The organism is Thiomicrorhabdus sp. 6S3-12 (genome assembly GCF_017571475.1).
Lineage (GTDB): Bacteria > Pseudomonadota > Gammaproteobacteria > Thiomicrospirales > Thiomicrospiraceae > Thiomicrorhabdus.
In genome coordinates, this window is the sequence record NZ_JAGETW010000010.1 from 65,476 (window position 1) to 79,325 (window position 13,850).

Genomic DNA, 13,850 nt, shown 5'->3' on the forward strand with positions numbered 1-13,850 from the left:
CTTGTTGCTGCATGACCACCATCTTTTTTTGCACCGTCAGGTTTAGTTGCGTAAGGCGCGGTAGGTGGCGCTTTGATAGAAGTTGTCGGCATGCTCGGTCAGCCAGACTTCCAGCTCGTCACTCTTCAGCGGTTTGCTGATGACAAAGCCCTGAATGTATTCACATTGTCTCTCTTCGAGGAAATTAAGTTGTTTGAGCGTTTCCACGCCTTCGGCGACGACCCGGACGTTCAGGTTGTGTGCCAGATGCAGAATCGCTTCACTGATGCTGATGTCCTCTTCATCCATCGGCAGGCCGTCGATAAAACTTTTATCAATTTTGAGAATGCTCAAAGGAAAACGTTTCAAGTAGCTCAATGAAGAGTAGCCGGTACCGAAATCGTCGACCGCCAGTTCAAAGCCGAGCTTTCTGAGTTCCCGTAACAGTTTGATGTTGGTATCGGCGTTGGTCATTACGGTACTTTCGGTTAGCTCAATTTCCAAGAGCCGGTTCGGAACGTCCGCCTGTTCCATTTTGGTCGCCAGATTGGCGATAAAGCCTTCCGCGCTGAACTGACTGCTGCTGATGTTGATGGCGATGGACAGATCCTGAAAAGGGGTGTTGCGCCATGATTTAAGCTGTTTGACGGTCTGGTCGACGACCCAGTGGCTGATCGGCAGAATGATTCGTGTTTCTTCGGCAATCGGAATAAAGACATTCGGCGGCACCAAGCCGAGTTCCGGATTGCGCCAGCGCAACAAAGCTTCAACGCCGATAATTTTACCGGTGGTGATTTCCATTTTCGGCTGATAGCACAGGTACATCTCATTGTTACTCAGGGCGTTGCGCAGATGTTTTTCCATCTGCAGGCGCGCCGAAACATGCTGACTCATCTGTTCCTGATAGATGGCAAAAGTGTTTTTACCCTGGGCCTTGGCCTCGTACATCGCTGTATCGGCATGGCGCAACAGCGCATCGACGCTTTGTCCGTTTTGCGGGTAGAAAGCGATCCCGATACTGGCGCTGACTCTGAGGTCGTGATTGTCGATTTTAATGGTTCGTTCGATATTATTGAGGATGCGCAGTGCGATGGACGAGATATTGTAAATATCCGCATCACGCAGCATCAGAACGAATTCATCTCCTCCGAAACGGCAGATGTGGGATTGATCGCCGACACCCTTAATATTGTGCGTCAGGCGTTTGGCGATGACCTTGAGCAGCTCGTCGCCGATATTATGCCCAAGTGAGTCGTTAACCTGTTTGAAACCGTCGAGATCCATAAACAGGATGGCAAAACTCTGTTCCGGGCGTTCGGCGAGCTGTTCCTCGATCTGTGATTTGAAGTAAACGCGGTTTTCCAGTTGTGTCAGGGAGTCGTAAAACGCGTATTGACGGATCTCTTTCTCGGTTTTGCGCTGATTGGTAATGTCCTTGATGAACAGACTGATTTCGGGCTCGTCGTTAATCATTAATACCGAGTAGGAGATTTCCGCCAGAATTTTCTCGCCGGAGCGGGTCAGTAAAGACATCTCCAGTTTGGAGGCTTTGGTGTTTTGATGGCCATCTTCCGAGGTAGTGACAAACAGGTCCATTAGTGTGCCGGAGTCACCGAAGACGGTTTTGATGGTGTAGCGATCAAAGAGCAGCTGAACCAGTGAATTTTGCAGCGCTTCCCGTTGTGTATAGCCGAATAGCTCCTCGGCATAAGGGTTCCAGACTTTGATGATGCCGAACTTGTCGGTAATGATAATAGCGTCCTGTGACGAATCCAGCAGCTCCTGAAGGCGGTTGTGCATTTCCGACAGGATGCGGGTTTTATTCAGGATCGACAGCGTCGCAATCGACAGCAGGATAAAAATCAACGCACTTATCAGGCCGAAAATAACGGCTTTCTGTTTGTCGATTTCTTGCCAGTCGAGATGGTTGGTGATTGTAATGCGGCAGTTATAACAGCTTAGCGACGGAACCAGCACGGTTTCGAAACGTTTCCAGTAAGAAGGCGGCGGGTTGTCCATATTTGCGGAGTGCCAGGACCAGCCTGTGTTGTAGTTGTCGGAAATGCGTCTGAAAGAGACTTCAACCGCATCGTCTCGGAAAGCTTTCTGAATCGGTTTCGTCAGTGCGGAATGGGTATTGACCAGGAATACAATTGCGCCGGTTACCCACTCGGAACGGTCTTCTTGAGGGATGTTCGTTGGCTCTGTGGCATACACGGGATGGGTGACTACCGCCAGGGATTTGTTCGGATGGGTCTGTTCCAGCCAGAAAATCGCCGTGCTGTTCTCTTTGACCTGGTTGTCGAAGCGTTTCTCGATTTCAGGAATGCTGAAAAGGTCTTCGGCTATATAGGATGCGTTGTCCGGCGTGAGCGGTTCAACCTGATTGATGGCTAGAAAGTAGGCGGATGCGTTTTCTTTCTCTTGCAGAAAAATGCCCTTCGGGCGGATTTTAAAGGATTCGAAGCCAAGTCTTTTCTGCTTCTCTTCAAATGAAGGCAGCTGTGTTTTCTTGGCGTAAGTCGCCAGCCCCATCGCCTCGATATAAGGGTAATCGTTCAACAGACCCTGTGCGAAAATGCTGATGTCGTGCGAGGATTTAATGTATTGCCCGGAATACTGCTGAGCGATGGCTTCAATCAACGAGCTGATTTTCTGTTCTTCGATCAGGTAGTTCTGGCGGATATCCTGAACCTCTTTGAGGAACGCGGTGCGTTTCTCGCTTGCCTGATCTTCAATGTGCAGAAAGATAAATCCGATGACCCAGAACGGCATGAGGAGCCAGATTAATTTCTGTCTTTTATTGAGTTTGGTCGAGAAAGGGCCGATACGGTCATTCATCGAGTTCCGACTCCTTGGATTCATAGGGCTGTGCCTGCATAAGGAAGGCGCTCGGCAGTGGTGAGGTCGATTCCTGAATAAGCGTCGGATTATACCAAAATACAAAACTATTGTTGGCGACGACCTCTTGGCGATTGATCGGCATGCCGTTTAGAGTGTGGATGGCGGAAAGGCCGGCCCAAGTTCCCTGTTCTTCGGGTTTGTTGGCCAGTCCGAGCATTACATATGGCATGACCCAGTCACTATTGGTGACGGTCAGTTTTTTCGAGTACCGTTTAACCCAGCTTAAATTTATATCCCGATCCCACTGCGGGAAGGAGGCGAAGTTATCAAACAGAATAATGTCGGTGTTTTCATCTTCCTGCAACTGTTTGAACAGCTGACGCCAGTCTTCCTGGGTTCGGGCTTGAAACGCGCTGCTTGGAATATCAAATTCTTTGACGATTTGATGAAAGGCGGCCACATTTTTGGCGGCAGTGGTTCCCGGGCCGGCCAGATAGGCGACATGCGTTTTTCCGGGATTTATCTGGAACAGTAATTCCAGAAGTTGGCGAACCGGTGCGATTTCCAGCATGCCGGTGGTATTGCTATAGGGCAGTCCGTAATTGATGCCGCTGTTATTGACGCCGCAAAATATAAAAGGCAGTGACGATCCGTTGAAATAAGGGGCGAGTACATACTCGACCGCATTGTCGTCGGACACGATAACCAGGTCGGGTTGTGTCTGCTCAATAAACTGTTTTGCTTTCAGTCCCGAGGCTTCAAGTTGCGATTCCGTATTCAGCTTCTTGCTATCCATATAAAAGGTCTGTACTTCGCATTGCTTGCGCAGAGTGTTGAATAGAGCGGATTCGAGCCGGTCCTGCCACTCATAGCCTGGTGCATAGGAAGCGATATAGGTGCATTTGGGAAGTTTGACTTTATCTGCTTTAGGTACGGTCTGTTCGACCGCAGGTCCGGGGGAGGAGCCTGCAGCAGAGGGTTGTGGAAGAAGTGCCAATATCGCCAGAGAGATGAAAGCCAGAAGTAGCGCTGTTCGGTTCAAGAATGTATTTTGCATGGAAGTAAACCTGGAATAGAGAACAACTTTAAAGCTTTCGGAAGACGTTGGTTAAAGGGTAAGAGGCGATTACTTAACTGGGCCTCTCGGGACTTGCCTTGTAAGGGAATCGGCGATTTTTAATCAAAAGCGTACAAATGCATTAAGATAATTGTCTTGCTGTATCACGCCTTTAGAAAAAATCTTACAATGTTTAGACTTATAAACCAATGCAAATGTGTGTATTCGATTGATTTTGAAAGGCACTTATTTGATTTTAATCCCGTTTAAATTGCGCACTCTTACAGAGTGACGGTGATTAATCGTTTAAACTGTTGGATAATTTAATCCCCGCTATCGCTGAACGGTCATAGTGATAGCCCAGACTGAACCAAAGTAACAAGGATTTCTCTGTATGCCAGGCACCCGCAACGCATTTTTAATCTCGCAAGTCACCATTGTTAACGAAGGACAGCAGTCGGTTGCTGATGTTCTTATCGAAAACGGGCGTATTGCACGCATAGGCAGTAATTTGAGCGCACCGGACGGTGTCGAAGTCATCGACGCGAAAGGGCTGCATCTGCTTCCGGGGTTTATTGACGATCAGGTGCATTTTCGCGAGCCGGGCCTGACCAGTAAGGCGGATATCGAATCGGAATCCAAAGCGGCAGTGGCCGGTGGAACCACGACGTTCATGGAAATGCCGAACGTCAAGCCGCCGACGGTGAACATTGAACGCCTTGAAGAGAAATATGCATTGGGTGCGAGTAAGTCCTGGGCCAACTACTCTTTTTATTTCGGGGCGACCAATGACAATCTGCAGGAACTGAAAAAGGTTAACCCGCGCAACGTTTGCGGCGTCAAAGTATTTATGGGGTCTTCGACCGGAAATATGCTGGTTGACGAAGAACAGGCGTTGCGTGATATTTTTACGCACAGTCCGACACTGATCGCGACCCACTGTGAAGATACGCCGATGATTAAGGCGAATGAAGAAAAATGGCTGGAGAAGTTCGGCGAAGATATTCCGGCTGCCGAGCATCCGAATATTCGCAGTCGCGAAGCCTGTTACAAATCCTCTTCGATGGCAGTAAAGCTGGCTAAAGAGACCGGTGCGCGTCTGCATATCCTGCATATTACGACGGCAGACGAACTGGAACTGTTTGAACCGGGTCCGGTTGCTGGCAAGAAAATTACCGCTGAAGCCTGTACCCACCACTTGTGGTTCAGTGAAGAAGACTATGCGACAAAAGGGCATTACATCAAATGTAATCCGGCGATCAAGAAGCAGTCGGACCGTGATGCCATTCGTCAGGCTTTGATCGAAGGGCGTATTGATGTTGTTGCTACCGACCACGCACCACACCTTGAAGAGGAAAAACATAATCCGTATTTCTCTGCACCGGCCGGTCTGCCGCAGGTGCAGCAGTCATTGAGCGTTCTGCTGGATCTGGTAAAGCAGGGTGTCTTTACGCTTGAACAGGTGGTCGAGAAGATGGCGCATAATGTGGCTACCCTGTATGAGATCGAGGAGCGCGGTTATATCCGTGAAGGTTATTGGGCGGATCTGGTCTTAGTAGATCTCAACAAGCCACATACCGATCTTAAGGATGAAGTATTGTACAAGTGCGGTTGGTCGCCTTGGGAAGGGCATGAGTTTACGTCCAGCGTGATCGGAACTTTTGTTTCCGGCGAGTTGAAATATTATCAGGGCGAGTTTGCCGACTTTACTCCGGGGCAGCGTTTGCTGTTTAACCGATAAACCGCGTTTAATGAGGAGAAGATACGATGATGCAATCCATTAATCCGGCCAACGGTGAGTTGTTAGCGGAATTCGAAACCTGGGATGACGAAACTCTGGATTATGTCGTGACTCAGGCCGGCTATATGTTCGGCGACTGGGGCAAGCTGACGCCGATCGAAGATCGTTGTGCTCTGATGAAGCGAGTCGCGGATGTTTTGCGCGATGATGTCGACCTGCTTGCCGAACTGATTACTCTGGAAATGGGTAAATCCTACGCCGAAGCAAAAGCGGAAGTGGAAAAGAGTGCCTGGGTTTGCGAGTACTATGCCGAAAAAGGCCCGCAATTTCTGGCCGATGAGCCGGTTGAAACAGACGCATCCAAAAGTTATGTTGCTTATCTTCCTCTTGGGGTCGTTCTCGCAGTTATGCCGTGGAACTTTCCTTTCTGGCAGGTATTTCGTTTTGCCGCACCGGCGCTGATTGCCGGTAATATCGGTTTGCTCAAACACGCGTCGAATGTTCCGCAATGCGCCTTGGCGATTGAAGAGGTTTTCCGTAAAGCGGGCTTCCCGGATCACATTTTTTCCACGCTGATGATCGGTTCGGACAAAGTCGAATCGGTGATTCGCCATCCGGCCGTCAAAGCGGTGACCTTAACCGGTTCCGAGCCTGCCGGGCGTAAGGTTGCGGCGATTGCCGGTTCGGAACTGAAAAAGACCGTTCTGGAGCTGGGTGGTTCCGATGCCTTTATCGTTCTGGACGATGTCAGTATGAATACGGTGGTCGAGAACGCCGTTAAAGGGCGTTTTATCAATATGGGACAGAGTTGTATCGCGTCTAAGCGTTTTATTGTCGATCAGATGCAGGCCGATAAGTTTACTCAGATGTTTAAAGAGGCGATCGAAGCGCATTTCGTCGCCGGAGATCCGATGGACGAAAGTACGACTCTGGCACCGATGGCGCGACAGGATCTGCTGGACGAATTGCACGACCAGGTTATGCGTTCGGTCGAAATGGGGGCGACTCTGGTGTGCGGCGGTTATCAGTTGGATCGTCCGGGCTGTTACTACGCGCCGACCATCCTTGCTGATGTTAACAGTAGTATGCCGGCTTGGAACGAGGAGTTTTTCGGTCCGGTGGCAATTATTATCAAGTCGACCGAACCGGCACATGCTTTGGGTATCGCCAATTCCGTCGATTTTGGGTTGGGTGGTTCTATCTGGACTTCGGATATGGCGACGGCGGAAACCATGGCACGCGGAATGGAATCCGGGGCGACTTTTGTCAATAGTATTACTTTCTCGGATCCGCGTATGCCGTTTGGCGGCGTGAAAAACTCCGGTTACGGTCGCGAGCTCTCTGTGCAGGGGATTCGCGAATTTACCAACGTGAAGTCGATCTGGATTAAATAAGCGACTATCAATCCATCACGATTAAAGCAATCATTCCGTAAGGTTGGTTGCTTTTGTTTTTTTAAAGGCGGTTTATGTTTGATTTGTGGTTAAAGACGCTAGGGGATTTAAAGGAACCTAAAATTCTGGTTCGGCTTTTCGTTCCGTTTGTCGCGGCGATTATTTTGGTTTCGCTGCTCGGCTACGGCGTTTTCGGGGTGCTGATGTTCAGCGATTTCGTGACGCAGAATCCGCTGGTGATGGAAATGCAGGAGTTCGGTAATGAGGTCGAACAGACGGTTGGCGCAATTCCTCTGATCGGTTCGGCGCTCTTGTGGGTCGGCGGCCTGATTATGGCGGTGATTGCCGGTGTTCTGGGGGTATTGCTGGGCAGCTATCTGATTCTGTTGTTTGCGATGATTATTACCGGTTTTATGACCGATTCGTTGGTTAAGGTAGTGCGTGATAAGCATTACCCGGGGCTGGAGTATCAGGGGCACGGTTCGATTGGCGATATGTTGTGGAAACTGACGAAATTCGGTCTGCTGATGCTGCTGTTGTTTATTGTTACAATTCCGATGTTGTTTATTCCTCTGATCAATGCGGTCTGGTTCTGGTTGCTTGGTTTTCTTTTCTTTCGTTACTCGATTGTTCTGGATGTCGGGCAGGTGGTTTTGCCGGAAGCTTTGTTTAACAAGCTTAAGTCCGTTGACAACTGGACGCCGACGCTGACATTGGCATCAATGTTTTTCCTCAGTACCTTGCCGCTGGTCGGGCTCTTTATGCCGGTGTTGGGGGTAATCGCCATGGCGCATTATTACTTTGATAAATTGTCGGTTGCGACGGATGCCGAAAAATAGGTTTTCGACTTAATCAGGTTTGCATTGAAAGGCGCATTTAAGATGCGCCTTTTTTTATTTAGATCGCCCGCATATGTCTCTCTCTGGGGGCGTTCTCGATTTTTTTGATTCAAAACGGATAGTTTAGTTGGTATGATTATTTTTGTAAGGGATTGTTACTGAAAGTTCCTGATTGGCTACGTAGGAATGATAGGATTAACAGGTAGTGATCACTGTGCTCGGCTTTAGGGAAGAGAAGATCGAATGATTAAGTTTGGAGATTATCTGCGCGTCTGCCGTGAGCGCAAAGGCGTGACGCAGTCGGAGCTGGTCGAGGAGTTGGTCGCCGAAGATCCGTCATTCAGTTCGCTGGATAGTACTACGCTCAGTCGCTGGGAGCGCGGAGTATCAAAGCCGGCCATCAGTAAACAGACACTGATTATCCGTTATTTCTCGCGAAGCTTTAATCGTATTTATCCATTTATCGGTGAGATGGAATCACTGGATATCGAAGCAAATTTCTGTGCGATGGGGTTTTCCAAGTTTGTCGGTCGTCACCGGATGGTAGCGGATTTCCCCGTCAATCAGATGGATATCAAGCAGCTCCATGTTCAGGATGCGGTCAGCTCCGGAATGCATATGACCGCCTTGCGAAAAAATTATCTGGTCATTGAAGGGTTGTACGAGTTCGGTCTGGATGAAGAGCTGCATCATCGTTTGGCGATGCAGCCTGGTAATTATTTTACGGTCTGTCAGTATCAGGAAGAGTACTTCGGGCATTTTCTGGCGCTTAAGTTGAATTCGGAGTCTTTTCAGCGGGTCATGAATTTCTCGCTTGAGATCGACCAGCTTCAGGAGCAGGACTTTGTCGGTAAGGATGACGAAGGCGAATATTTTATTGTCGGCTTTTTCAGTATTGGTGATCTGCCGATATCCATGTTATGGATTGGGTTCTATGCGCATTTGATCCGTGAGCAAATGAAGGTCGGCAAGGTCGGCGGTCTGGTGACGACAAAAGAGGGTGAGGCGATCGCTCGAAATCTGAATACCGAACTGCTGGCCAATACCCGTTACGGCGATAAATGCATGAAAAGTTATTATGCGGATATCGGTCAGATGCTGCTGACCGATACGATTGTTAAGATGGTTTTCAATCCCGAAAGCTGCCCGCGCTAGACGGGTTCCCCTTCAAGCCGAATATTACCCAGGCGAGTCAATACTTTTAAAAACGCTTTGCTGCTGTCGATCGACGCGGTTTCGTTCATCGTATGATAGCCGGTGGTCGGAATCTGCAGGGTGGTGCCGTGCACCAAACCGTTCGATTTGTCCGTTATCCGTCCGAGTTCCGTGCGACCAAGGCTCATTGCAGGTTTGTTGGAGCCGAGATTGGCGTGATTTACCTGGTCAATGTAGTGATCTTTGAAGCTGTAACTGACGCCGAGTGAAGTACAGACCTGCGCCAGCTTCTGGGTGGTTTCCAGATTGAAGTTGGCAAACTCGTCACGATTGCGCAGTACGATTTGCTGTCGGTCGGCTTCTTCGCGATTGCGGTAAGGACTGGTGTCGACAACGTATAATTCATTGGTCGAGCCGCCAAAACGGCGGAACCATTCCAGCAGGTAGCGCCAGCTGCCTCCGGACTCTTCTTCGGCTGTGAAAAAAGCGGTTCCCTGATAGCCTAAACTGAACAAGTGAACCAGTGCGGCGGCGGTCAGCACATTATCCAGTTGTCCTGAGAGCAAACCTTGATCGATCTTCAGGCGATCCAGAAAACCGACCGGGGTTCCGGCGACAAGGTGTTCCAGTCCCTCAACTTCGAAAATCAGGTTGTTTCGGTATTCGCAAATGAAAGCATTGTTGATGATGCCGCGTCCGCGGTAAGCACCGGACCAAGGTTCGTAGGCGATTACTGGGGTGTTGTCAAAGCGGTTCATCAGCGTCAGCATTAACTCTTCGCTGACGGACTTCCCTAAAAGGTCGCTCATCTGTCCGGCGACGAAAGCGGCAAATTGAAACTCATTCGGGCCGGTGCAAATCAGTCCGTGACGGTCAATGTGGCTGGAAAACATTGAACTGTGCGGGTCATTGCCGTGGGCAACCAGTAAGCCTTCGTACCAGGTGACCTGTGCGCCGCGTTCTTCCAGCTCTCGTTGCAAGACTCGGAAAAAGGCGTGCTCGGCCCCGACAACGGAAGGTTCTCGAATCAGTGACTTTAATAGGTCGATGAATTCGGCAAAGCGTAGCGGGTCGTTTGCCGCGTGCAGAGAGGCGTCCGCCTGAGGGGAAGATGTTTCAGGTGAGTCGGGGGAATTGGCGTTCATGGTGTACTCCACAAAGCGGCCTTGGCGCGATCGCGTTGGGCTGGCTAAAATTTGAATTTTATAGAGAAATCAGAAATTAGCCAGCGTTATTTATGTCTCGAGGTGCTTTTGATTTACGTTTGATATCAGCAGGTATTCGCTTGGGTGACTGCGGTTACGATCGCCTTGCTCAGTATGCCGAGTTGGGTTTCAGAGATATTGAATGCCGGCATGGTGTAAATCAGTTTTCCGAAAGGGCGGATCCAGGCACCCGCTTCCAATGCAGCGGCTTGAATTTGCGGGCCGAGATCGCTTCTTTCCAGTTCGACGACACCGATTGCGCCAAGCACGCGAACATCTGTGACGCCGTCGAGCTTGGATAAAGGCATCAGCTGCGTTTTTAAATGCTGTTCGATCTGCTGGATCTGCTGCTGCCACGGCGATTCCATTAACAAGTCAATCGAGGCGATGGCTGTGGCGCAGGCCAGTGGGTTGGCCATAAAAGTCGGACCGTGCATTAAAACGCCGGGGTCGCCCTGGCAGATAGTGTCGCTGACGGCTTCGGTGCACAGGGTTGCCGCCAGTGTCAGATTGCCACCGGTCAGAGCTTTACCGACGGTCATAATGTCAGGGGTTATGCCTGCCCATTCGCAGGCAAACAGTTTCCCAGTGCGCCCGAAACCGGTGGCGATTTCGTCGGCAATCATTAATACGTTGTATTGTGTGCACAGTTCGCGAGCCGCTTTGAGGTAAGCTGGTCGGTAAAAACGCATGCCTCCGGCACCCTGCACTATGGGTTCTAAAGTCAGAGCGGCGATTTCGTGCTGATGCTTTTCGAGCATCTGTGCCAATTCGAGAATGTCCTGATCGTCGGAGTCAGCAGTAAAGCCCATTTGCGGCGCAGGAGCAAAGAGACTCTGACGTAATACGTCGTTAAACAGGTGGTGCATGCCGTTTATCGGATCGCATATCGCCATAGTGGCAAAGGTGTCACCGTGGTAGCCGTTACGAATCGACAGCAGGCGGTTTTTCTGTGGCTGTTGGCGGCTTATCCAGTATTGCAGAGCGATTTTGATCGCTACTTCCATCGATACCGAGCCGGAGTCGGCGAAGAAGATCTTGTCCAGGCCGGCCGGAGTCAGATCGACCAGACGTTTTGCCAGCTCAACGGCCGGTTCATGGGTAAGGCCGCCAAACATAATATGTGGCATGCTGTCGATTTGCGCTTTCATGGCTGTATTGATTTTTGGGTGGTTATAACCGTGAATCGCCGCCCACCACGAACTCATGCCGTCGACCACTTGACGGTTGTCCGCTAAAGTAATCAAGGAGCCTTGTGTCGATTTTACGCCAATCGGTGCGACCGGATTTGGTGAAGAGGAGTAGGGGTGCCAAATATGCTGTTGGTCGAAGTCGATAAGAGATTGCCAGTGTTCGGAATAGTTCATAGCGCTTAGTGTCGGTTATAGGTTTTGAAAATGTTTTAGCATGGCACATTCTAAGTCGAGTGCGCTCAACGTTTGCACAAAGTCATTCTGTAGTGGTGCCTGAATACAAATGCGCTCCTCGGTCAGCGGATGGTTGAATTCCAGTGCGGTTGCTGCGAGATACAGACGGTGGTATCCGCGCCACTCGTGAAAAAGGTGGTTATGATTGCGATCACCATAATTAACGTCGCCGATAATCGGGTGGCTGATTCCGTTCAGGTGGCGGCGAATCTGGTGTTTGCGTCCGGTTTTCGGCGATAACTCTAAAAGTGAGTAGCGCTGCTGTTCGAATTTGCCGAGCGGCTTATCGAGGGTTGTTTGCCCCAAAGTACGGTAAGCGGTAAAGGCTTCCTGCGCTTCGGTAGGCTCTTGTTTGTCCCGATCACCATATCTGTCTTTCTTATATAGGAGAGGTTTGTCGATTTCACCATGATCTTGAGTCCAGCCGCGAACCAGTGCGATATAAGTCTTCTGCAACGAATGGTCCATGAATTGCGCACTCAGGTGGCGTGCGGCTTCTTTATTCAGGGCAAAGAGGAGTAGGCCTGATGTTGCCTTGTCCAGACGGTGTGCGGGAAAAACTTCCTGTCCGATCAGGTCTCGAGTTAACTGGACGGCGAACTGGGTTTCGCGTTTATCGATAGGTGATCGATGAACCAGGAGGGCGGCAGGCTTGTGAATCGCCACAAGGCTGTCATCCTGATAGAGTATTTTTAAGCTGTCGAGCTGGCATTGCGTTTGCATTTGAATCACTCTGGCGTAAACTTTGCCGCTTATTTTAACGCTCATCACATCATATAAAAGGAAGACTGTTGGAATTTACTGCTTTGGAGTGGTTTTTTATCGCGTTGATTTTCGTCTGGACAGGTTTTGTGCGAACCGGGCTGGGTTTTGGCGGGGCTGCTTTGGGGTTGCCGTTTATGCTGATGATCGAAGATGATCTGCTGTACTGGTTGCCGATTATCGGGATTCATCTGCTGTTTTTTTCCAGTCTGACGCTGAGTAAGGCGTTAAAACAGGTTGACTGGTCGTATCTGAAACGTAGTTTGGGCTGGATATTACCGCCGATGATTGCCGGGGTTTTCGGTCTGGTCAGTTTGCCGACGCAATGGCTGGTGATCTTTGTATATAGTATTACTCTGTTTTATGCAGCTTTATGGATGCTGGATAAAGCGATACACAGTGAAAATTCCTGGGTTGACCGTGGATTGTTGGTTACCGGAGGTTATGTGGCAGGCACGTCGTTGACCGGTGCGCCGTTAATGGTTGCCGTATTCGCCCGGCATGTCGATACGCATATGTTGCGCAATACTCTGTTTGTGCTTTGGTTTATTCTGGTCTCAATTAAGATGAGTACTTTTGTCATGCTCAGTGTCTCAATCGAATGGAAGACGGCGCTCATGTTGATTCCGGTGGCCGCTATCGGACATGTTGCGGGGCTTAAGGCGCACGAATTCATTCTGCATAACAGTCGCACCTTTAAGCGTGTGATGGGTTCAATGCTGTTGATTGTGAGTAGTATCGGTCTGGGCGTAACGCTACTTAAGTAAGCTATTTTGCCTTTTTTTGTAAAAAGGGCTTGTTATTTATTCGGGGATGCTTACAATACGCGCCTATCTGCTTCGCGGCGTACTTTTTCACTCGGTGAAAACGCTAAAAGCGAGGTCAGAAGTATTCGCTGGATAAGCTGGAAAATACTTAGAATTTTTTTAAAAATTTGGGTTGACACCGACTGAATTATCTATAGAATACGCTCTCACAATCTGGAGGGTTTCCCGAGCGGCCAAAGGGGGCAGACTGTAAATCTGCTGGCTCAGCCTTCGGTGGTTCGAATCCACCACCCTCCACCATGCGGGTATCGTATATCGGCTATTACCTCGGCCTTCCAAGCCGATGAGGGGGGTTCGATTCCCCCTACCCGCTCCAGTTTTTAAGAGGTTCTCTTTGTTTTTCAGGAAATGGAGAGAGCCTTTTTTACTATCCTGCTTCCATAGCTCAGTAGGTAGAGCGCATCCATGGTAAGGATGAGGTCACCAGTTCGATCCTGGTTGGAAGCTCCATTTTCTTGATTTGTGTTTAAAAATTAAGCGCCGACGAGTTGGGAAATGAGTCGCTGCTAACATGGAGTTTGCATCATGGCAAAAGAAAAGTTTGAACGTTCGAAACCGCACGTAAACGTAGGTACTATCGGTCACGTTGACCATGGTAAGACAACTCTTACTGCGGCTCT

11 protein-coding genes and 3 tRNA genes are annotated in these 13,850 nt (G+C 49.6%); 9 read left to right on the forward strand and 5 right to left on the reverse strand.

What is annotated here, in order from left to right; all coding sequences use genetic code 11:
• Nucleotides 1-42 precede the first annotated feature (42 nt).
• Entirely contained in the window at nt 43-2,820 is a 2,778-nt protein-coding gene (locus tag J3999_RS11310; protein WP_208128002.1) for an EAL domain-containing protein, read from the reverse strand.
• Entirely contained in the window at nt 2,813-3,880 is a 1,068-nt protein-coding gene (locus J3999_RS11315; protein ID WP_208128003.1) for an ABC transporter substrate-binding protein, read from the reverse strand. Before J3999_RS11315 ends, J3999_RS11310 begins: the two co-directional genes overlap by 8 nt.
• 394 nt (nt 3,881-4,274) lie before the next feature.
• Here J3999_RS11315 and J3999_RS11320 point away from each other — a divergent pair, with 394 nt between their 5' ends.
• The 4 genes from J3999_RS11320 to J3999_RS11335 all read left to right on the forward strand — a co-directional run bounded on the left by J3999_RS11320 (nt 4,275) and on the right by J3999_RS11335 (nt 9,009).
• Nucleotides 4,275-5,621, forward strand: a complete 1,347-nt coding sequence (locus tag J3999_RS11320) for a dihydroorotase (protein WP_208128004.1) — start codon at nt 4,275-4,277, stop codon at nt 5,619-5,621.
• Between the two features lie 26 nt (nt 5,622-5,647).
• On the forward strand, nt 5,648-7,015 hold the full coding sequence (locus tag J3999_RS11325) for an NAD-dependent succinate-semialdehyde dehydrogenase (RefSeq protein WP_208128005.1): 1,368 nt from the start codon (nt 5,648-5,650) through the stop codon (nt 7,013-7,015).
• 74 nt (nt 7,016-7,089) lie between these two features.
• Nucleotides 7,090-7,854, forward strand: coding sequence for an EI24 domain-containing protein (locus J3999_RS11330; RefSeq protein WP_208128006.1), 765 nt, complete (start codon nt 7,090-7,092; stop codon nt 7,852-7,854).
• A 243-nt stretch (nt 7,855-8,097) separates the two neighbouring features.
• Nucleotides 8,098-9,009, forward strand: a complete 912-nt coding sequence (locus J3999_RS11335) for a helix-turn-helix domain-containing protein (RefSeq protein ID WP_208128007.1) — start codon at nt 8,098-8,100, stop codon at nt 9,007-9,009.
• On the opposite strand, the gene J3999_RS11340 is transcribed toward J3999_RS11335, so the two are convergent.
• From J3999_RS11340 to J3999_RS11350, 3 genes are all read right to left on the reverse strand, one after another.
• Complete coding sequence (locus J3999_RS11340) at nt 9,006-10,154, reverse strand: peptidase M42 (RefSeq protein WP_243755468.1); 1,149 nt, start codon at nt 10,152-10,154, stop codon at nt 9,006-9,008. The two genes, J3999_RS11335 and J3999_RS11340, sit on opposite strands and share 4 nt — an antisense overlap.
• A gap of 125 nt (nt 10,155-10,279) precedes the next feature.
• A complete protein-coding gene (gene bioA / locus J3999_RS11345) occupies nt 10,280-11,581 on the reverse strand; it encodes an adenosylmethionine--8-amino-7-oxononanoate transaminase (RefSeq protein ID WP_208128008.1) in 1,302 nt (433 codons plus the stop codon).
• Nucleotides 11,582-11,596: 15 nt separating this feature from the next.
• Complete coding sequence (locus J3999_RS11350; RefSeq protein ID WP_208128009.1) at nt 11,597-12,364, reverse strand: pseudouridine synthase; 768 nt, start codon at nt 12,362-12,364, stop codon at nt 11,597-11,599.
• Nucleotides 12,365-12,432: 68 nt separating this feature from the next.
• On the opposite strand from J3999_RS11350, the gene J3999_RS11355 reads away from it, so the two are divergent.
• The 5 genes from J3999_RS11355 to J3999_RS11375 all read left to right on the forward strand — a co-directional run.
• Nucleotides 12,433-13,170, forward strand: coding sequence for a TSUP family transporter (locus J3999_RS11355; protein ID WP_243755469.1), 738 nt, complete (start codon nt 12,433-12,435; stop codon nt 13,168-13,170).
• A gap of 215 nt (nt 13,171-13,385) precedes the next feature.
• A tRNA-Tyr gene (locus tag J3999_RS11360) sits at nt 13,386-13,470 on the forward strand.
• A 1-nt stretch (nt 13,471) separates the two neighbouring features.
• A tRNA-Gly gene (locus tag J3999_RS11365) sits at nt 13,472-13,546 on the forward strand.
• 58 nt (nt 13,547-13,604) lie between these two features.
• Nucleotides 13,605-13,680: transfer RNA gene (locus J3999_RS11370), tRNA-Thr, on the forward strand.
• Nucleotides 13,681-13,755: 75 nt separating this feature from the next.
• Nucleotides 13,756-13,850: GTP-binding protein (locus tag J3999_RS11375; RefSeq protein ID WP_010791028.1), on the forward strand; the 95-nt coding region annotated here is incomplete at its 3' end.